Annotated in this window: 23 protein-coding genes and 1 tRNA gene; 4 read left to right on the forward strand and 20 right to left on the reverse strand. The window is 74.0% G+C overall.

Annotation, left to right across the window (positions count from 1 at the left end; all coding sequences use genetic code 11):
* Nucleotide 1 precedes the first annotated feature (1 nt).
* From ACIA6B_RS02360 to ACIA6B_RS02425, 14 genes are all read right to left on the reverse strand, one after another.
* Nucleotides 2–1,168 (reverse strand): globin domain-containing protein, encoded by a 1,167-nt coding sequence (locus tag ACIA6B_RS02360; protein WP_396770141.1) that lies wholly within the window; start codon nt 1,166–1,168, stop codon nt 2–4.
* Between the two features lie 2 nt (nt 1,169–1,170).
* Nucleotides 1,171–1,560, reverse strand: coding sequence for a group 1 truncated hemoglobin (locus ACIA6B_RS02365; RefSeq protein ID WP_396770143.1), 390 nt, complete (start codon nt 1,558–1,560; stop codon nt 1,171–1,173).
* A gap of 379 nt (nt 1,561–1,939) precedes the next feature.
* Complete coding sequence (locus ACIA6B_RS02370) at nt 1,940–2,530, reverse strand: MerR family transcriptional regulator (protein WP_281941314.1); 591 nt, start codon at nt 2,528–2,530, stop codon at nt 1,940–1,942.
* Nucleotides 2,531–2,740: 210 nt separating this feature from the next.
* Nucleotides 2,741–3,205, reverse strand: a complete 465-nt coding sequence (locus tag ACIA6B_RS02375; RefSeq protein WP_088647333.1) for a bifunctional nuclease family protein — start codon at nt 3,203–3,205, stop codon at nt 2,741–2,743.
* A 215-nt stretch (nt 3,206–3,420) separates the two neighbouring features.
* Nucleotides 3,421–4,125, reverse strand: coding sequence for a MerR family transcriptional regulator (locus ACIA6B_RS02380; RefSeq protein ID WP_396770146.1), 705 nt, complete (start codon nt 4,123–4,125; stop codon nt 3,421–3,423).
* A 50-nt stretch (nt 4,126–4,175) separates the two neighbouring features.
* On the reverse strand, nt 4,176–4,628 hold the full coding sequence (locus tag ACIA6B_RS02385) for an FHA domain-containing protein (RefSeq protein ID WP_007071101.1): 453 nt from the start codon (nt 4,626–4,628) through the stop codon (nt 4,176–4,178).
* Nucleotides 4,629–4,846: 218 nt separating this feature from the next.
* Nucleotides 4,847–5,227: a glycine cleavage system protein GcvH gene (gene gcvH, locus ACIA6B_RS02390; protein WP_107157839.1), complete on the reverse strand. Its 381-nt coding sequence runs from the start codon at nt 5,225–5,227 to the stop codon at nt 4,847–4,849.
* 55 nt (nt 5,228–5,282) lie between these two features.
* Complete coding sequence (locus tag ACIA6B_RS02395) at nt 5,283–6,215, reverse strand: DUF881 domain-containing protein (RefSeq protein WP_396770148.1); 933 nt, start codon at nt 6,213–6,215, stop codon at nt 5,283–5,285.
* Nucleotides 6,216–6,225: 10 nt separating this feature from the next.
* Nucleotides 6,226–6,558 (reverse strand): small basic family protein, encoded by a 333-nt coding sequence (locus ACIA6B_RS02400; RefSeq protein WP_007071104.1) that lies wholly within the window; start codon nt 6,556–6,558, stop codon nt 6,226–6,228.
* Complete coding sequence (locus ACIA6B_RS02405; protein WP_396770150.1) at nt 6,555–7,505, reverse strand: DUF881 domain-containing protein; 951 nt, start codon at nt 7,503–7,505, stop codon at nt 6,555–6,557. Before ACIA6B_RS02405 ends, ACIA6B_RS02400 begins: the two co-directional genes overlap by 4 nt.
* On the reverse strand, nt 7,502–8,137 hold the full coding sequence (locus ACIA6B_RS02410; protein ID WP_396770152.1) for a CDP-alcohol phosphatidyltransferase family protein: 636 nt from the start codon (nt 8,135–8,137) through the stop codon (nt 7,502–7,504). The genes ACIA6B_RS02405 and ACIA6B_RS02410 overlap by 4 nt, the downstream gene beginning before the upstream one ends.
* 298 nt (nt 8,138–8,435) lie before the next feature.
* Nucleotides 8,436–8,906, reverse strand: a complete 471-nt coding sequence (locus ACIA6B_RS02415; RefSeq protein ID WP_396770154.1) for a MarR family transcriptional regulator — start codon at nt 8,904–8,906, stop codon at nt 8,436–8,438.
* Nucleotides 8,907–8,954: 48 nt separating this feature from the next.
* Nucleotides 8,955–10,142: a PP2C family protein-serine/threonine phosphatase gene (locus ACIA6B_RS02420; protein WP_396770156.1), complete on the reverse strand. Its 1,188-nt coding sequence runs from the start codon at nt 10,140–10,142 to the stop codon at nt 8,955–8,957.
* An 87-nt stretch (nt 10,143–10,229) separates the two neighbouring features.
* Nucleotides 10,230–10,976, reverse strand: coding sequence for an SAM-dependent methyltransferase (locus ACIA6B_RS02425; protein WP_396770158.1), 747 nt, complete (start codon nt 10,974–10,976; stop codon nt 10,230–10,232).
* A gap of 140 nt (nt 10,977–11,116) precedes the next feature.
* Between ACIA6B_RS02425 and ACIA6B_RS02430 the strand changes: the two genes are divergently transcribed.
* The 3 genes from ACIA6B_RS02430 (at nt 11,117) to ACIA6B_RS02440 (ending at nt 12,781) form a co-directional block, all read left to right on the forward strand.
* A complete protein-coding gene (locus ACIA6B_RS02430) occupies nt 11,117–11,998 on the forward strand; it encodes a universal stress protein (protein ID WP_396770160.1) in 882 nt (293 codons plus the stop codon).
* 103 nt (nt 11,999–12,101) lie between these two features.
* A complete protein-coding gene (locus ACIA6B_RS02435; RefSeq protein WP_091056824.1) occupies nt 12,102–12,311 on the forward strand; it encodes a phosphatidylethanolamine-binding protein in 210 nt (69 codons plus the stop codon).
* Complete coding sequence (locus ACIA6B_RS02440) at nt 12,308–12,781, forward strand: hypothetical protein (protein WP_396770162.1); 474 nt, start codon at nt 12,308–12,310, stop codon at nt 12,779–12,781. The genes ACIA6B_RS02435 and ACIA6B_RS02440 overlap by 4 nt, the downstream gene beginning before the upstream one ends.
* On the opposite strand, the gene ACIA6B_RS02445 is transcribed toward ACIA6B_RS02440, so the two are convergent.
* Nucleotides 12,778–12,984, reverse strand: a complete 207-nt coding sequence (locus tag ACIA6B_RS02445) for a hypothetical protein (RefSeq protein WP_396770164.1) — start codon at nt 12,982–12,984, stop codon at nt 12,778–12,780. The genes ACIA6B_RS02440 and ACIA6B_RS02445 overlap by 4 nt on opposite strands.
* A gap of 129 nt (nt 12,985–13,113) precedes the next feature.
* On the opposite strand from ACIA6B_RS02445, the gene ACIA6B_RS02450 reads away from it, so the two are divergent.
* Nucleotides 13,114–13,770: a hypothetical protein gene (locus tag ACIA6B_RS02450; protein WP_281941341.1), complete on the forward strand. Its 657-nt coding sequence runs from the start codon at nt 13,114–13,116 to the stop codon at nt 13,768–13,770.
* A 9-nt stretch (nt 13,771–13,779) separates the two neighbouring features.
* Here ACIA6B_RS02450 and ACIA6B_RS02455 read toward each other — a convergent pair whose 3' ends face one another.
* From ACIA6B_RS02455 to ACIA6B_RS02475, 5 genes are all read right to left on the reverse strand, one after another.
* A complete protein-coding gene (locus ACIA6B_RS02455) occupies nt 13,780–13,965 on the reverse strand; it encodes a hypothetical protein (protein ID WP_107157906.1) in 186 nt (61 codons plus the stop codon).
* A 66-nt stretch (nt 13,966–14,031) separates the two neighbouring features.
* Nucleotides 14,032–14,229 (reverse strand): hypothetical protein, encoded by a 198-nt coding sequence (locus ACIA6B_RS02460; RefSeq protein ID WP_107157830.1) that lies wholly within the window; start codon nt 14,227–14,229, stop codon nt 14,032–14,034.
* A 57-nt stretch (nt 14,230–14,286) separates the two neighbouring features.
* Complete coding sequence (gene selB, locus ACIA6B_RS02465) at nt 14,287–16,050, reverse strand: selenocysteine-specific translation elongation factor (RefSeq protein ID WP_396770167.1); 1,764 nt, start codon at nt 16,048–16,050, stop codon at nt 14,287–14,289.
* A gap of 4 nt (nt 16,051–16,054) precedes the next feature.
* Nucleotides 16,055–17,347 (reverse strand): L-seryl-tRNA(Sec) selenium transferase, encoded by a 1,293-nt coding sequence (selA, locus tag ACIA6B_RS02470; RefSeq protein ID WP_396770169.1) that lies wholly within the window; start codon nt 17,345–17,347, stop codon nt 16,055–16,057.
* A 23-nt stretch (nt 17,348–17,370) separates the two neighbouring features.
* Nucleotides 17,371–17,466 (reverse strand) — tRNA-Sec (locus tag ACIA6B_RS02475).
* Nucleotides 17,467–17,509 lie beyond the last annotated feature (43 nt).

Genomic DNA, 17,509 nt, shown 5'->3' on the forward strand with positions numbered 1-17,509 from the left:
CTCACCGGGCCGCCCCCGACTCGTCGGCGGCCGTGACGGCACGCCACGCCGGCCCGTACCCCTGCCTGCCGAAACCCTCGTGGTGCACCTGACCCGGCCGGTAACCGGCCCCCGTCAACGCCGCCACCGACTGACCCACCATCTCGTCGGACCCGCACACGTACACGTGCCGCGACCGCCAGTCCCCGTCGGCCAACACCCGGTCCACCACCCGCGCCGGCTCACCCGGCCGCACCGGATCCGAGCCCGCCACGTACGACACCCGCAACCACGGACACGACGCGGCCACCTTGTCGATCGCCTCGCTGTCGTAGAACTCCAACCTCGACCGCGCCCCCACATACAGGTCCACCCGCCGGCCCGACCCCTCCGCCGCGACCTGCTCCACCAGCGCCTTCACCGGCGCCCAACCGGTCCCACCGGCCAACAGCAACAGATCCGACGACCCGGCCAGCCGCAACGCCAACCCGTCCCCCACCGGCGCCGCCAAATGGATCTGATCCCCCGCCGCGCACCCGTACACCAGCCGCGACGACACCGCGCCACCCGGCGCCGCCCGCACGTGCAACTCCACCGTGCCGTCCGCGCGCGGCGCGTTCGCCGGCGAGTAGTACCGCCACGACCGCACCGCCGGATGCGACACCCCGATCGACTGCCCCGGCACGAACGGCAACAGATACTGCGGGCGGACCGTCAACACCGCCACGTCGAACGTGCGCTGCTCATGGGTCAACACCTCCGCCACCCACCACGGCGGCGAATGCGCCTCCGCCGCCTGCGCGGCCTCCGTCATCACCCGCGACACCAACCCGTACGCCGCCGACCAGTCGGCCGCCAACTCCTCGGACCACCCGTCACCGCAGAAATGCCGCAGCGTCTCCACCAGCGCCTCACCGACCGCCGGGTAATGCTCGGCACGCACCGCGAACTTACGGTGATCCGCGCCCAACTGCCCCAGGAAACCGACCAGCCGATCCACCTGGTCCACGTGCGACACGATGTGCCCCAACGCCGACACCAACCGGTCCCGCTGCCCCGCCATGTTCGTCGGGAACATCTGCCGGATCTCCGGATGCGCCAGGAACAACGTCGAATAGAAGTAGAGCGGCACCTGGTCACCGTGCCCGGCAACCACCGACCAGCTCTGCCTGAGCCGATCCACGTCCACGCTCAGGCGTTCCCCGCCGACACGATCTGATCCCGCACCTGACCCAACACCACCTGCACGTCGGCGACCACCTCCGCCGGCACACCCAACTCCACCAACGTCGCGCTCAGATGCTCACCGACCCGCGCGTAGTGCGCCCCCGGAATGCCCAACGGCTGATGCGCCTCCGCCAACCCCCGACCCGCGTACTCGTTCGGCCCACCCAGCACCACCGCCAACATCAACGCCAGATGCCGCCGCTGCGCCACCATGTCCACGTCGGCGAAGTAGCCGGCCAACTCCCGATCCGCCAACACCCGGTCGTAGAACAGCTCCACCGCCGCCTTCACCGCCGCCGCACCACCGATGCGGTCGTAGTGGGAGATCGGGGTGGCCTCATTCGTCACCGTCATGCTCGGTCCTTCCACCAAGGGGCCCCGCGGCGACGCCGCGGCAGGGACAACGCCAGTCGACGCGACAACACGCACCGTGACATCGACGCGTCGACGACAGTGACGGACCATAGCGCGCCCACCGCCACCGTTCACGCCTGCCCCAACCCCATCCCGACAACCCTCAACCACGGACAGTAAAAACGGCACCCCCGCGACCCCACCCGAGCAACCCACCGTCTCTTTCGGACACCACACCGCTACCCCTCGCGACCTGCACACACCCCACCCACCACCGAAGCCGCCCCACCCAACCCCACACACTCACCCACCGTCACCAAACAAAAGATCGCGCCGGGCGAAAAGCCACGACGCGATCCCAAAACCGAAACGCCGACGATCACCCGGCACGACGCCGCGCACGACGCGCCGCCAACTCGTCCCCCACCGAATCCGCCTCCGGCTCCGGCTCCACCGGAACCTCCCGACCCGACCCACCCGCCGGCTCCGCCGGCAGATGCGACAACGAACCCTGGATCTCCTTGAACGCCCCACCGATCGCGATGCCGAACACGCCCTGGCCCCCCTGCAACAGGTCGACCACCTCCTCCGGCGACCGGCACTCGTACACCGTCGTCCCATCGGAGATCAACGTGATGCCGGCCAGATCATCCACCCCACGCGACCGCAACGCCTCGATCGCCCGACGGATGTTCTGCAACGACACCCCCGCGTCCAACAACCGCTTCACGACCTTCAACACCACCAGATCGCGGAACGAATACAACCGGGACGTCCCCGAACCCGACGCGTCCCGAACACTCGGCACCACCAGCGACGTCCGCGCCCAGTAGTCCAACTGCCGGTAACTGATGCCCACCGCCGAACACGCGGTCACACCCCGATAACCCACCTCGCCGTCACCGAACGACTCGGGCCCTACACCCGCCTGCTGCTCCGAACTCGGACCAGGATCCCGCGGCTCGTGCATCCGGACCAACCTCCCCGCCCGTGCGGCGCCACGTCGACTTCCCCGTACGCGCACCCCTCGACACGGCAACCCTAACGCCGGACCGCCGACAACACCGGCAGGAGAACCCCGACACGCCGCGCCACCAACCCACGACAGCACACACGGCGGCCAGCCGCCACCACAGTGACAACCGCCGCCGCGCACCCCGGCCACCCGGCCGGCCACCAGTCAGCCCGCGAAATCCTCCGGCCGCACCTGCTCCAGGAACTCCCGGAACTTCTCCACCTCGTCCTCCTGCTCGTCCGGAATCACAATCCCCGCCTCACTCAGGACCTGCTCCGCACAACGAATCGGCGCACCCACCCGCAACGCCAACGCGATGGAGTCACTCGGCCGCGCCGACACCCGCACCCCGTCACCCAGCAGCAGATCCGCGTAGAAGACGTTCTCCTTCAACTCCGTGATCTCCACCGCCCGCAACGGCGCCTGCAACGCCGCCAACACATCCCGCAGAAGATCATGCGTCAACGGCCGCGCCGGCTTGACCCCCTGCTGCTCATAGGCAATGGCCGTCGCCTCGACCGCACCGATCCAGATCGGCAGATAGCGGTCCCCCTCGACCTCCCGCAGCAGGACGATCGGCTGGTTGCTCGGCAACTCCACCCGAACTCCGACCACGCTCAGCTCGCGCACCGCCGCCTCCGTGTCGTCGTCACCTGCGCACCGCGCCCTTCCCTGCACGGTACACGGACCAGGACACGAGAGTCCCACGCGCTACGTGCACCACGCCTCGACAGACGGGCTTACCCCGGCAAGCCTACGACACGCCCATCCCGGCCGATCTTTCCGCGCCCACCCACGACGAAAGGGGCCGGGCACCCACCGGCGCCCGACCCCCACCGACAACCTCACCGACCCAACGTCGACCGCAGCCCCACCCGCACCAACGCCGCGTGCAACTGCTGCGACAACGCCATCAACTCCCGCGCCGTCTCCGCCGCCCGCGCCCGCGCCGCCGGATCACTCTGCCGCGCCAACGGCGCCACCAACTGCGCGAACAGACCGACCTCCCGATCCGCCGCCGACCGGTACGCCCGCAGATGCCGCGGCTGGAACCCGTACGCCGCCAACCCCGCCACCGCACTCGCGATGATCAACGCATCCCCGTCGTACCAACCCGGCGGATCCGACACCAGCACACCGAGCCGCTCCAACTCGACCAACGTCGACTCGTCGACCCCGCTACGGGCAATCAACTCCGCCCGGCCCAGCCGCACCTCCGGCGACTCCACCGGCTCCGGCGCCTCCCGACCCGGCACCACACCACCCGGACCGACCGCCACCAGATTCGGCCGCGCCCGCCCCGACGGCGACACATCCGAGCCGTCCCACTGCGCCAACTGATCCCGGATCACCCGCAACGGCAGATACTGATCCCGCTGCGCGGACAGCACGAACCGCAACCGCGCCACGTCGTCCCAGCCGTACTTCCGGTAACCCGCCGGCGTCCGCTGCGGCTCCACCAGGCCCTCGGCCTCCAGGAACCGCAACTTCGAGATCGTCACGTCCGGAAACTCCGCCCGCAACTGCGCCAGCACCTCGCCGATACTCATCAGCGCAGGCGCCCGCCCCGCCCCGGACGGCGTCGAAGCCGCAGGCTCGTTCACCCCCGGCCGGCCTCCTCCTCCGGGCGCGGACCAGCGATGAACACGACCCGGAACTTGCCGATCTGCACCTCGTCACCGTTGCTCAACGTCGCCGCCTCGACCCGCTCACGGTTCACATACGTGCCGTTCAGGCTGCCCACATCCCGCACCGTGAACGTGCCGCCGTCCCGATGGAACTCCGCGTGCCGCCGCGACACCGTCACATCATCGAGGAAGATGTCACTGTCCGGGTGCCGACCACTCGTCGTCACATCGTGATCCAACAGGAACCGGGCACCCGCATTCGGGCCCCGCCGAACCACCAGCAACGCCATTCCCGGCGGCAACGAACCGGACATGCGGCTCGGCACCACATCGGTGTCCGGCCCCTCCAGCACTTCGTCGAGCGAACCGAGATTGAGCGTCGAAGTGACGTCGAGCGGGGGGAACTCGTCGTCGGGCCGCGTCATGGGACCACCTCACGGATCTGTTCGGTCGGCGTCGGGGAATGGCGGGTCTGGCCGCCGGGCGAACCCACACCCGGCGGCTGGCTCCCCATGCCCGGGAAGGCGCATTCCGCAACGCTCAAACAATTGATTCTCGGTCGACTGGGCGAGCCTAGCCAGCGCCGAAATGCAGGGCAACCGGACGCGCGGAACCAACCCCGCCCGCCCGGCACGACACGAACTCAGCTCTCGGTGAGCTCGCGGTACGCATCAGCGGTCAACAGACCCTCGACCGCCGCCGGATCATCCGGAGTGATCTCCACCAACCAACCCGCACCGTACGGATCCGTGTTGATCACCTCCGGCGTGTCGGTCAACGCCTCGTTGCGCGCCGACACCGTGCCACTCAACGGCGCGTAGATCTCCGACACGCTCTTCGTCGACTCGATCTCCCCCAGCGACTCACCGGCCGCCACCACCGCACCGGAGTCCGGCAGCTGAACGAACACGATGTCACCCAGGGCATCCTGCGCGAAGTGCGTGATACCGACGCGGACGACACCACCGTCACCACCGACCACCCACTCGTGCTCGGCGGTATACCGCAGATCCTCAGGAATCACCAGCTGCGTCCTTCGTCATCGGTGCACCGGACGAACCGGCGCGGGCCGCGACCGGTCAGGAGACCGGCCGGGCGTGGTCCAGCTTGATCGGCGCGTGCAGCTGCGAAACCTCCACAACCTCACGATCCTCGGACGTCACGTTACCGGCGGCGTCCCGCACCGATGAGACCACCCCGCCCGGAATGTTCAACGCCGTACGCATCGTCGCCGGGTCACCGATCACCAGGATCGTGTACGGGCCACTCAACCGCCGCCCGTCCACCACCAGACCCCCACCCGACGCGTCCACGAAATACGTCGACGCGATGATCCGCACCGCGGTGCCGTCCGCACCCTGGATCTGCATCGCCTCCGCGCCCGCACCCCGCAACTCCTGCACCGCGTCCAGGATCCGCGTCGACGACATCGCCTTCTCCGGCCCCGAGAACCGCACCTCAAGACCCGGCCCCACCGCCGGCAGCGTCCCCGCCAGAATGCCCAGCTCGTCCGCCCGCCGCGTCGCCTCCTCCAACGCCGCCTGCCGACCCAGCTCACCGGAGCGCAACTGACGCTGGCTCTCCTCCAACGCCTCGATGTCCTGCCGCAGCCGCCGCTCCCGCGAATCCAGATCCGACGAGATCCGCACCAGGTCCTCCTCCCGCGTCGCCGCGAGCGTCGGATCCGTCGACGTCGTCTTCAACTGCACCACCAGCGTGAAGCCCAACAACGCCAGCAACACCGCGATCATCGCGCCCGCCGACGTCAACCGCCGCGACCCCGGCGCACGATCCGGCGCCGCCCCGGCCCCCGGCTCCTCCGCCGGCGCCGGCACGTCCTCCCGCTCCGCGGGCGACACCGGCTCCACGGGCTCCACCGGCGCCAACGGGCTCAACTCGTCCGGATCGGGCGCGTCCGGACGCGGATCCGGCTCACCCGCCGGACCCGACGGCCGCCCCGGCCCCGCCGGCGACGGCCAGCCCGTACCCGTCTCCCTGTGCTCCTCGCTCATCCCCACCAACCTACGCCCGGAACAGGTGCCGGCGGATCGCCGCCACGTTCCCGAAGATGCGCACCCCGAGCACGACCACCACACCGGTGGACAACTGACCGCCCACCCCCAACTGGTCACCCAGGTACACGATCAGACCCGCCACCAGCACGTTCGAGATGAACGACACCACGAACTGCTTGTCGTCGAAGATCCGGTCCAGCTTCGCCCGCACCCCACCGAACACCGCGTCCAACGCGGCCACCACCGCGATCGGCAGATACGGCTGCAACGCCGCCGGCACCGTGGGATCCAGATACACCCCCAGCACCACCCCGGCGAGCAACGCCAGCACCGCGATCATCGGCCACCTCCGGAGGGACTGGGAGAAACACCCGAGCCGGACGGCCCGGGACTGGACGAGCCCGCGACACCCGAACCCGACGGCACCGGACTCGGACTCGCCGGCGGCTCGGCGTAGCGTAGCCGTGGCTCAGGAGCCGCCGGCAGGGTGAGGTCGTCGACCTCCTTCACCCCGAACGACAACCCCGTCGTCTTCGCCACCTCACGCATCAACGCCGCCGCCCGACCGTCGTCGAACCGGTCCCGCATCGACCCCGGCCCGATCGCCTGCACCTCGTACGGGCTCGTCACCGGCCGGTAGTCCACCAGGATCGCCTCCCCGGCCTGCCGGATCGTCGACGTCGCCGTCAGCCGCTGCCCGTTGATCGACACCGCCTCCGCGCCCGCCGCCCACAGACCGTTCGCGACCTTCTGCAGATCCGAGTACAACACCTGCGACGGACCCGCCTCGGCACCCGTCACCGCGTCCTTGTCCCGCGGCGCGTCCACCAACCGCACCACCACACCGTCGCCGCGCACCCGCCCCAGGCCCGTCCCCGCCTCAAGACTGCGCAACCGGGACGCCTGCGAACCGCTCAACGCCGCGTCCCGCTGCCGACCGACCTCCACGCGCAACTGCTCCGCCCGCTGGGTCAACCGGTCGGTCTCCGCCTCCCGTTGCTTGATCTCCGCGATCAACCCGGCCCGCGCCGTCGCCCGGCTCGGCTCGTCCGCCATCGTCTCCCGGTACGCCACCGCGAACAGGAACCCGATCACCGCCAGGACCACCAGGCTCACCGGCCGGGCCAGCACCTGCCGCAGCCGCGACACCGGACCGACCGCACGCCGCGCCGCGGCGTCCCCGTACCCCGGATCCAACGGATTGCGGAACAACTCGGTCAGGAAGTCCGGCGCGTACACCCGCCCCGACGGGTCGCGTTCCCCGTCCCGCGGCGGCGCCGCCGTCACGCCGACACCCCCACGCGCCGGGCCCGCATCGCCCGGACCAGGCGGCGCGCCTGCACCACGTACATCGCCCCGGCGGCCCAGTAGAGGACCAGCCCCCACCAGGCCAGCCCCCAGCCGATCGCCCCGGCGACGGTGGCCGCGCCCGGCGCGGCGTCGGCCAGCAGCAGGATCGGGAACGCCGCCAACAGCAGGAACGTCGCGGTCTTGCCCACGTAGTGCACCGGCGGCGGCCCGTAGCCGTGCCGGCGCAGCACCCCCAGTGAGCCGAGCAGCAGCAGCTCCCGGGCCAACAGCGCCGCGGTGAACTGCCAGGGGACCACCTCGCGGGCGGTGAACGCGAGCAGCGTGGCGAGAATGTAGAGCCGGTCGGCGAGCGGGTCCAGCAGCTCACCCAACCGGCTCACCTGCCGCAGGCGCCGCGCGATCCAGCCGTCCACCCAGTCGCTGGTGCCACCCACCGCCAGCACCACGATGGCGACCACGTCGGCGTGGACCACGAGGAAGAGATAGAGGAACAGCGGCACGCCCAGCAGCCGGACGAAGCTGATCAGGTTCGGCAACGTGAGGACGCGGTCCGCCGCCACCGTCGCCGTGTCCCCCGGGTGCTCCGCTGGAGCCGGCCGACGCGACACCCCTCACCCTCCCTCCGCAGCACGGTCCGGCGGCCGTCGATCGGCCGCCGGAGGAACGTGCGCGTTGCCGGCCGGTCAGACGCCGGCAGCCTCTGCGATCCCGGGCTGGGACCTCCCCGATGCGGCCCTCGGTCACAGTGACCCGGGCCGGCCAGTTGCGCTGCCACTATATCGGGCTTCCCGCGCTCTCCCGGCTGCCCTGCTGCGTGGCTGCTCAGCGTGGCGGCGGTGGGCAGCGTCACATCGCGTAAGGCATCCTAGGACACTAGTGGAGCGGCTGCGGCTCGCGCCCCCGCGCTCACGCCGAGCGGGCGGTGGAGTCGGACCCGGTCTGCGGCGCGGTCATGGTGGCCGCCTGACCGAACGCCAGCAACGCCAGCAACAAGTCGTGCTGCACCCGGTGCGGCATCCGGTCGAGCACCGCCTGCACCGCCCGGTGCCGCCGCTCCTGCAACTCGCTCAGCAGCGACTCCGCCGCATTCGTGGGCAGCAGCCGCACCTCGCGCCGGTCCCTCGGGTCGGCCACCCGGCGCAGCAACCCGACCGCCTCCAGCCGGTCGCAGAGCCGGCTCGCCGACGACGGCACCACGTCCAGCAGCTCGGCCAGCCGGTTCACGTTGGTGTCCGGGTGCGCCATGATCAGCGACAGCACCCGCAACTGGGTGGGCGAGACGCTGAGGTTGTGCCGCGAGGTGGCCGAGTCGAGCACACCGATGAGCGCCTCGGCAGCCGCCTCGACGGCCGCGGCAAGATTCGGAGGTCGCTCCACTCGCTGTCCCCTGCGATCGTCCCGCTCGTGTTCGCCCCGCCGCCCCGGTCACCGCCGCGAGGCGTCGTCCGGCCGGCTGGAACCGCGCCAGTCCAGGCAGACGACGACCGCGTCGTCGCGGAGATCCGCGTCGGCATGGTACGCGTGCAGTTCGCGCATCACCGTACCAACTGCCTCGGTGGCCGGCTGCAGCCGAGTGGACCGCATCGCCCGCGCCATCGCCCGCGCGCCGTAGGGCTCCTGCTCGTCCGGCTCCGCCGCGTACACCCCGTCGCTGACGACGAAGAGCCGGTCGCCCGGCTCCAGGCCGAACTCCTGCACGTCGTACCGGGTCTCGGCGAACATGCCCAGCGGCAGCTGCTGGTCCAGGGTGACCCGGGTGACCCGGCCGCCGCGCAGCCGCAGCACGTGCGGGGAACCCGCGTCCACCGCCCGGACCACGCCCCGCCGGCCGTCCAGCTCCAGCAGCAGCGTGGCCACGTGCCGACTCCCCCGGTGCTGGTAGAAGATCGTGTCCGAGGCCAGCTCCGCCTGCTCCACCAGGCTGCCGCCGGAGCGGCGCGCGTTGCGCATCGCGTTGACGGTCACGGCGGTGAGCAGCGACGCGGACAACCCGTTGCCGGCGCCGTTGAGCACCGTGACGGTGAGCCGGTCCCCGTCGACGGACCAGTCGAAGTGGTCACCCCCCACCGTGTACGCCGGCTCGAGCTGCCCGGCCAGCAGCACGTCGCCGTGCCGGACGCTGCGCCCGGGCAGCAGGTCCCACTGCATCTCGGCGGCCATGCTGAGCCGCTCCCGGCGACGCGCCCGGCGGTAGCGGTCGGTCTCCCGGTCGGCGGCGCGGATCGCCACCGCCAGGTCGCCGGCGGCGTCCCGGGCCGCCGCCACCGTCGCCGCGTCCGGAACGGCCGGCAGCTCGACCATCAGCACCCCGAGCCGTTCGCCCCACACCGACAGCGGCAGGTAGGCCCGGCACCGGCCGTCGTCGGCGGTGTCCAGCACCGGCTCCTGGCTGCTGAAGCAGCGCTGGGCCACCCCGTGGGAGCGGAGCGGGCCGCCGTCGGGGCGCTCCGGGTCCAGCACCGGCCACAGGCCGCTGGACCGGTAGTCGGCGACGAACACCTCCGCACGCGCGGCGCCGAGCGTGTGGCGCAACACCGCGTCCGCGGTCTCCACCAGCTGGTCGGGGGGCGCCGTGCGCAGGGCACGCGACACCGATCCGGACGCCTCCGGCATGCTTCATCCTCCGATGACGACTATTGCTACAGGGCAAACATCATACGGAGGAGGACCGACACCGGACGCGCCACCTCGACCGGCGGCTCAGTCGGCCGGTCGACACGCCAGCACGCCGTGGAACGCGTCCGGCACCGGCTCCGGTTCGCCCACCGGCCGCCACCGCGCGACCGGCACCACGCCCTCGGCCGTCGGACGCCACCGGCCGAGCAGCGGCGGGAACCGCTCGGGCTCGCGCATCCGGAACGCCGGCCCCATCATGGCCAGCGCCTCCGGGTACGCGGCGAGTTCCGGGCCGTCGAAGTCGATCGCCAGCCAACTGCCCGGCGCCGCCGCCCGGTACAGCTCGTCGAGCGTCCGGGCGAGCGTGTCGTCGTCGAGGAACGCGGCCAGGCCCAGGAAGACCACCCCGACCGGTCGGCTGCCCCAGCCCGGCACGAAGCGACGTAGCTGGGCCGGATCGAGCGTGCCGATGTCGGTGGCGTCACCGTAGCCGTAGCCGGCCCGGTCGCTGCCGGCCAGTAGGCGCTGGCCGAGCCGGACGGTCTCCGGGTCGGCGTCGGTGTAGAGCACGCTCGCCCCGGGCGCCACCTCGTGCACGTTTCCGCAGGTCGGCACGCCCGCGCCGAAGACGAGGAACTCGTCCACCCCGGCGGCGGCAACGGCCCGCACGGTGCGGCCGAGAAAGGCCCGCAACGAGCGGAAGATTGCCGCGCACGGCCCGTACGCCGCCTCGAACGCGGTCGCCGCGGCCACGTCCACCGGGCGGTGGTCCCGGCCGCCGAGCCAGTGGTCGATCATGCGGGCGGTGCTGGGCGGGTCCGGCTCGACCATCGACGGGGCTCCCTCCCGTGCGCGCTGGCGTCAGCGTACCGAGCGGTCGACTCACCCGGTATCGCCCCGGCGGGGCCACGCCGGCCGCGATACTGGCGGCGCGGGCCGGCGGGGCGGCCGGCGGCAAGGAGGAGGTACCGGTGAACTCGGCGAACGGCGCGGCGGTGGTGGTCGGCGTGGACGGCTCCGAGCCGGCGACGCGGGCCGTGCGGCTGGCCGCCCGGGAGGCCGCTCGCCGCAACCGTCCGCTGCGCGTGGTGCACGGCTTCATCTGGCCGCTGCTGCGGGTGCCGGTGTCGGCGCCCGCGCAGGCGCCACCCGGCGCCGGCCTGCGCCACCAGGCCGAACAACTGGTCGGCGACGCGGTCGCGACGGCCGAGGCGGAGTGCCCCGGGCTGCGGATCACCGGCGAGATCATCGACGGGGAGGCGGCCGCCGTGCTGCTCGGCGAGTCCCCCACCGCCGCCCTGATGGTGCTCGGCGACCGGGGCCTCGGCGGTTTCGCCGCGCTGGTGCTCGGCTCCGTCGCGGTGCAGGTCGCCTCGTACGCCGACTGCCCGGTGCTGGTCGTCCGCGGGACGGGCCGCGACGCCGGCCCGGTGGTGGTCGGCGTGGACGGCTCCCCGCAGTCGCGCGCCGCCGTCGAGTTCGCCGCCGGCACCGCCTCCTCGCGCGGGGCCCGGCTGCACGCGGTGCACGCCTACACCCACCCGGCCTCGACCGGGCCCGGCGACATGCAGCCCCTGGTGCACGACGAGGACCACCTCCGCGGCGAGGAGGACCGGGTGCTGGCCGAGTCGCTGGCCGGCATCGCGGAACGCTGGCCGGACGTGCCGGTGACCCGCGAGGTGACGCACGCCCGGCCGGTCGCGGCGCTGGTCGCGGCCGGCCGCGACGCCCAGCTGGTCGTGGTGGGCCGGCGGGGCCGCGGCGAGCTGACCGGGCTGCTGCTCGGCTCGGTGAGCCAGGCCCTGCTGCACCGCGCCGACTGCCCGGTGGCGGTGGTCCGCGCTCCCGAGTGAGCGCCGGGCCGGGCGGCGGACGCGGCGGCGTCCGGCCCCACGGTTGGCGCCGGCCGGGGCGGGTAGACGGGGCCGACAGCGACAGCGACCGGAGGAGGCAGCGATGCCAGGACCACGGCCGGGCAGCAACGCGTACGACAAGCAGCGGGCGCGGTTGCGCGACCGCGTCGAGCAGTCCGGGCGGGCTGCCGACCAGGAGGCGAACCAGGTGGCCAACCGGATCCTGCAGGACGACCGGGGTCAGCGCGGCGTCGTCCGGGGCGAACGGACCTACGGGCCCAAGGGCGAACGCGAACCGGGCGACCCGAAGTGAGAGCGGCGTCCCTGGTCGACGGCGCCATCGCGGGCGCCGTCGGCAGCGCCGTGCTGAACGTGGTCAGCTACCTCGACATGACGCTGCGGGCCCGTCCGGCCAGCAGCACGCCGGAGACCACCGCCGGCCGACTCGCCGACGTGGCGCACGTCGACCTCGGGCCCGCCGAGGAGGCGGCGAACCGCCGCGCCGGCCTCGGGCCGGTGCTCGGGTACGCCACCGGCATCGCCGCCGGCGCCGTGTTCGGCCTGCTCGCCGCGCGCCGCCGGGTGCCGCTGCCGGTGGCCGTGACGCTGCTCGGCGGCGGCGTGATGGCCACCTCGGACAGCTCGATGACGCTGCTCGGCGTGACCGACCCGCGCACCTGGCGGCGCGTCGACTGGGCGTCCGACCTGGTGCCGCACCTGGCGTACGGGCTGGCGGCCGCAGCCACCTGGCGGCGGCTGCGGCCGTCGTCGCCGCGCGGTTAGCGGTCGCTGGCGTCCTCGGCCACCGGCTCGCCGGCCGGGCCGTACGGCGACGCCTGTCCCTTCGGCACCCGCCGGCCGGCGTCGGCGTTGGACGTGCCCCCGCCCCGCGAGCGGTCACCGCCCGTGACGGCGGACTTCCGACTGTCCTGGCTGGTCGCACCGAGATCGTTCCGGCGCAGCTCCTCCTGCTGGGGCTTGACCACTGGTCTCTCCCTTCCCGGTGGGAGCGCGCGGCCGTCGACCACGCACGTCGTCCGGGTACCCGCCGCCGGCCGGCGCATTCCGATGCCGCCGACGGGTCTGGGCCGGCCCCGGGCGGGTAACCCGGTCGAATGCCGGACGATCGGAACGTGGCGCGGGCCCTGCTGGACCGGCAGTCCCGCACGTACGCGGAAGAGGCCGGGATCACGCTCGCGGACCGGCCCGGTCCGCTCTACCAGTTGCTGGTGCTCACCACGCTGCTGAGCACCCGGATCCGGGCGAGCGTGGCGGTCGCCGCGGCCCGGGAGCTGTTCTCCGCCGGCTGGCGGACCCCGCAGGCGATGGAGGCGGCGAGCTGGCAGGACCGGGTCGACGCGTTGGGCCGGGGCCACTACCGGCGCTACGACGAGCGGACCGCCACCATGCTCGGCACCGGGGCCCGGCTGTGCCTGGACCGGTGGCACGGCGACCTGCGGCGGCTGCACCGGGAGGCCGGCGCGGACCGCACGGTGCTGCGCCGGTTCCTCACCGAGTTCCCCGGCATCGGCCCGACCGGGGCGGACATCTTCCTGCGGGAGGCGCAGGCGGTCTGGCCCGACGTGCGCCCGTACGCGGACCGCCGCACCCTGGCCGGGGCGCGGCGGCTGGGTCTGCCGGCGAATCCGGGCAGCCTGGTCGGGTTGGTCGGGGAGGCCGACTTCGGGCGGCTGGCGTCGGCGCTGGTGCGGGTGGCGCTCGGCGAGGAGTCGGCCGGTGAGGTGAGCCGCTCCGCCGCGGCGGCCCGCTGAGCCGGCGGGCTACTTGGCCGGGCCGGGCCGGGTCAGGTGCCAGGCCAGCAGCGAGGCGAGCAGGGCGAGCAGCACCACGCCGCCGGAGATGCCCCCGCCCTCCCCGCCGCTCGCGCGGTGCCCGGTGGCGCCGAAGTAGATCACGGCCAGCCCGGCCAGGACGGTGACGAACGTCCGCATGCCTCGGTCCTTCACGCCCCGGACGGTACGGCCACCGACCGGCGCGGAGGGCCGGTTCGCCCCGGTTGTCCCCCGTCCGGGTCAGTCCGTCTCCAGGTCGTCGAGGGAGACGGCGTGGGTCATCAGCCAGCGGGCCAACGCGGCCATCCCGAACAGCCACAGCGGCGCCGACTCGGTGGTGCCGTTCGTGGCGAAGATGGCGAACCGCAGGTCCGGGGCCCGGTACGCCTCGATCCGCCACCTGTGGTTCTTGTCCCGCCAGACCGCGGAAGGGTCCATGGCGTCACGGTAGGTGACCGGGCCGGGCCGTCGTCGCCGGTTGGCTCACCCGCCCGGTCAGCCGGGTGGGCGGACCACCTCGCGGGCGTCGTCGGGCAGCCGGCGGGTGAGGCCGCGACGGTCCAGCAGCTCCAGCAGCGGCACCGCCACCCGACGGGTGGTGCCCAGCGCCTGCCGGGCGGCGCTGAGCGTGAACGGCTGCGGCAGCCCGGCGAGGATCCGCGCCGCGTCGTCCGGCGCGCCGGGCAGCAGCACCACGTTCTCGGCCAGCCGCACCAGCGCCCCGGCCCGTACCGCCGCGCCGATCTCCTTCGGGCCCAGGCCGAGGCCGGCGAGGTGGTGCGCCTCGGGCGCCTGGAACGGCCGGTCGCCGTACTCGGCGCGCACCGTCGCCACCGCGCGGGCGACCGGGTCGGGCAGCGTCCCGGCCGGGGCGGCGGTGACCAGGCCGGCGTGCAGCCGCAGCGGCGGGCGCAGCAGCGCGGTCACCAGTGCCCGGTCGGGCAGGCCGAGGCGGTGGCGCAGCGCGTCGAGCGGCACGCCGGCGGCGAGCGGGTGCGCGGCGGCGTACCGGGCGACCTCGTCGGTGAGCCGGCGGCCCAGGTCGCGCCAGTGGTCGGGGTCGGCCAGCCAGTCACCGGCCACCGGCGGGGCGGCCGGCGGCACGCCCATCCGGGTGAGCTGCCCGGCCCGGACCAGCCGCCGCCGGCGCAGCTCACCGACCGGGTCGGGCCGCCCGTCCAGCCCGGCCAGCACGGCGGCGCGGGCCGCCGCCGCGCCCCGGCGACGCAGCGGCGGCGGGTCCACGTCCAGCACCGTCACGCCGCCGGCCACGTGGTGCCGGCCCGGGTCGCGCAGCAGCGCCCGGTCGCCGATCAGCAGCGGCAGCGGGCGGGCCAGGCGCAGCCGGACCGTGTCCGGGCCCAGCGGCCGGACCCGGGCGGGCACCGCGGCGGAACCGACGTGCAGCGTGAGGGTGGCCGGCAGGTCGGCGGCCGGGTCACCGGCCAGCCGCACGTCGAGCAGGTCGGTGCGACCGAACCGGCCGGGGCGCAGCAGCGCGTCGCCGCGCCCCACCCGGTCCCGGGGCAGGCCGCGCAGGTTCACCGCCACCCGCGCCACCGCGTCGACCTCCGACCGTGCGACGCCCAGCGAATGCAGGCCGCGTACCCGCACCGGCTCGCCGGTGGCGGCGAGTTCGAGTTCGTCGCCGACGCGCAGCCGACCGCCGCCGAGCGTGCCGGTGACCACCGTGCCGCTGCCCCGGACCGTGAAGGACCGGTCCACCCAGAGCCGCACCGGGGCGTCGTGGGCCGGGTCGGGCAGCCGGGCGACCAGCCGGTCCAGCGCGGCGCGCAGCTCGGGCAGCCCCGCGCCGGTGACCGCCGAGACGGCCACCGCCTCCACCTCGCCGAGCGAGGTCGCGGCGATCTCCGCGCGGGCCCGCGCCGTCGCCGGCCCCGGATCGGCGAGGTCCGCGCGGGTCACCGCCAGCAGCCCGTACGACACGCCCAGCGCGTCCAGCGCGGCCAGGTGCTCGGCGGACTGCGGCATCCAGCCCTCGTCGGCGCCGACCACGACCAGCGCGGCCGGCACGGGGCCGACGCCGGCCAGCATGTTCGGCACGAACCGTTCGTGCCCGGGCACGTCGACGAACGCCAGCGTGCCGCCGGAGGGCAGCGTGGTCCAGGCGAAGCCGAGGTCGATGGTCATGCCCCGGCGGCGTTCCTCCGCCCAGCGGTCCGGTTCCATCCCGGTCAGCGCCCGCACCAGCGTGGACTTGCCGTGGTCGACGTGCCCGGCGGTGGCCACCACCCACATGTGCTCAGCCCGCCACGCGCAGGATCGCGGCGTGCACGCGGTCGTCGTCGCCGACCGGCACGGCACGCAGGTCCAGCAGGAGCCGGCCCTGCAGCACCCGGCCGAGGACCGCCGGGTCGCCGGTGCGCAGCGGCACGGCGTAGCGCTCGGGCAGGCTCAGCGCCCAGGAGTCCAGCTCCACGCCGGGCGCGCCGCCCCCGCCGACGACCGCGGCGACCGGCACCACCTCGGCCTTGCACCCGTCGGCGCCGAGCCGGTCACGCAGCCGTTCGGTGCGGGCCCGCAGCCGGCCCGCGTCGGCGTGCAGCGCCTCCCCGGTGGGGGTGGCCGGCGCGTGCAGCGTGGCGGCGAGCGCGGCGAGGGTGAGCTTGTCCACCCGCAACGCCCGGGCGAGGGGGTGCCGGCGCAGCCGTTCCACCAGGTCCGTCGCGCCGAGCAGCAGGCCGGCCTGCGGCCCGCCGAGCAGCTTGTCGCCGCTGGCGGTGACCAGGTGGGCGCCGGCGCGCAGCGTGGTCGCGGCGTCCGGCTCGTCGGGCAGCAGCGGGTCCGGCCGGAGCAGGCCGGAGCCGATGTCGGCGACCACCGGCACCCCGAGGGTGGCCAGTTCCCCCACCGGCACCGCCGAGGTGAAGCCGGTGACCACGAAGTTCGACGGGTGGACCTTGAGCACGAAGCCGGTGCGCGGGCCGATCGCGGCGGCGTAGTCGGCCCGGCTGGTGCGGTTGGTGGTGCCCACCTCGTGCAGCCGGGCCCCGGTGCTGGCCAGCAGGTCGGGCAGGCGGAACCCGTCGCCGATCTCGACCAGCTCACCGCGACTGACCACGATCTCCCGGCCGGCGGCGAGCGCGGTGGCGGCCAGCACCAGCGCGGCGGCGCCGTTGTTGACCACGTGCACGGCGGCGGCGTCGGGCACGGCGGCGGCGAGCGCGTCCAGCGCCTCCCGGCCGCGCCGGGCCCGCCGGCCGGTGGCCAGGTCGAGTTCCACGTCGGTGTGCCCGGCGGCGGCGACCAGCGCGTCCACGGCGGCCGGGGCGAGCGGGGCGCGACCCAGGTTGGTGTGCAGCACCACGCCGGTGGCGTTCAGCACCGGCCGGGGCGTACGCCCGGGCAGGTCGGCCAGCGCGGCGTCGCGTACCTGATCGGGGGTGATCTCGCCGCGGCGGGCGCGGTGCTGGGCGGCGACGATCGCGGCCTTGACCCGGTCGCGGCCGACCGTGCCGGCGGCGGCCGTCAGCGCCGGGTCGGCGAGCAACGCGTCGGTGCGCGGCACCCGCCGACGCGGGTCCACCTCACGCATCGCACGCTCCCCCGGGGACGGTGTGGCGGAGACGGACGGGAATCGAACCCGCCTGGCCCGGGTCCCGGACCACACCGGTTTTGAAGACCGGGAGGGGCACCAGCCGCCTGAACGCCTCCACGCAGCAGTCAACCACAGCGGCCCGCCGGCCGCCCGGCGAGG

Origin of the sequence: Micromonospora sp. NPDC051141, assembly GCF_044455765.1 — a bacterium.
GTDB lineage: Bacteria > Actinomycetota > Actinomycetes > Mycobacteriales > Micromonosporaceae > Micromonospora.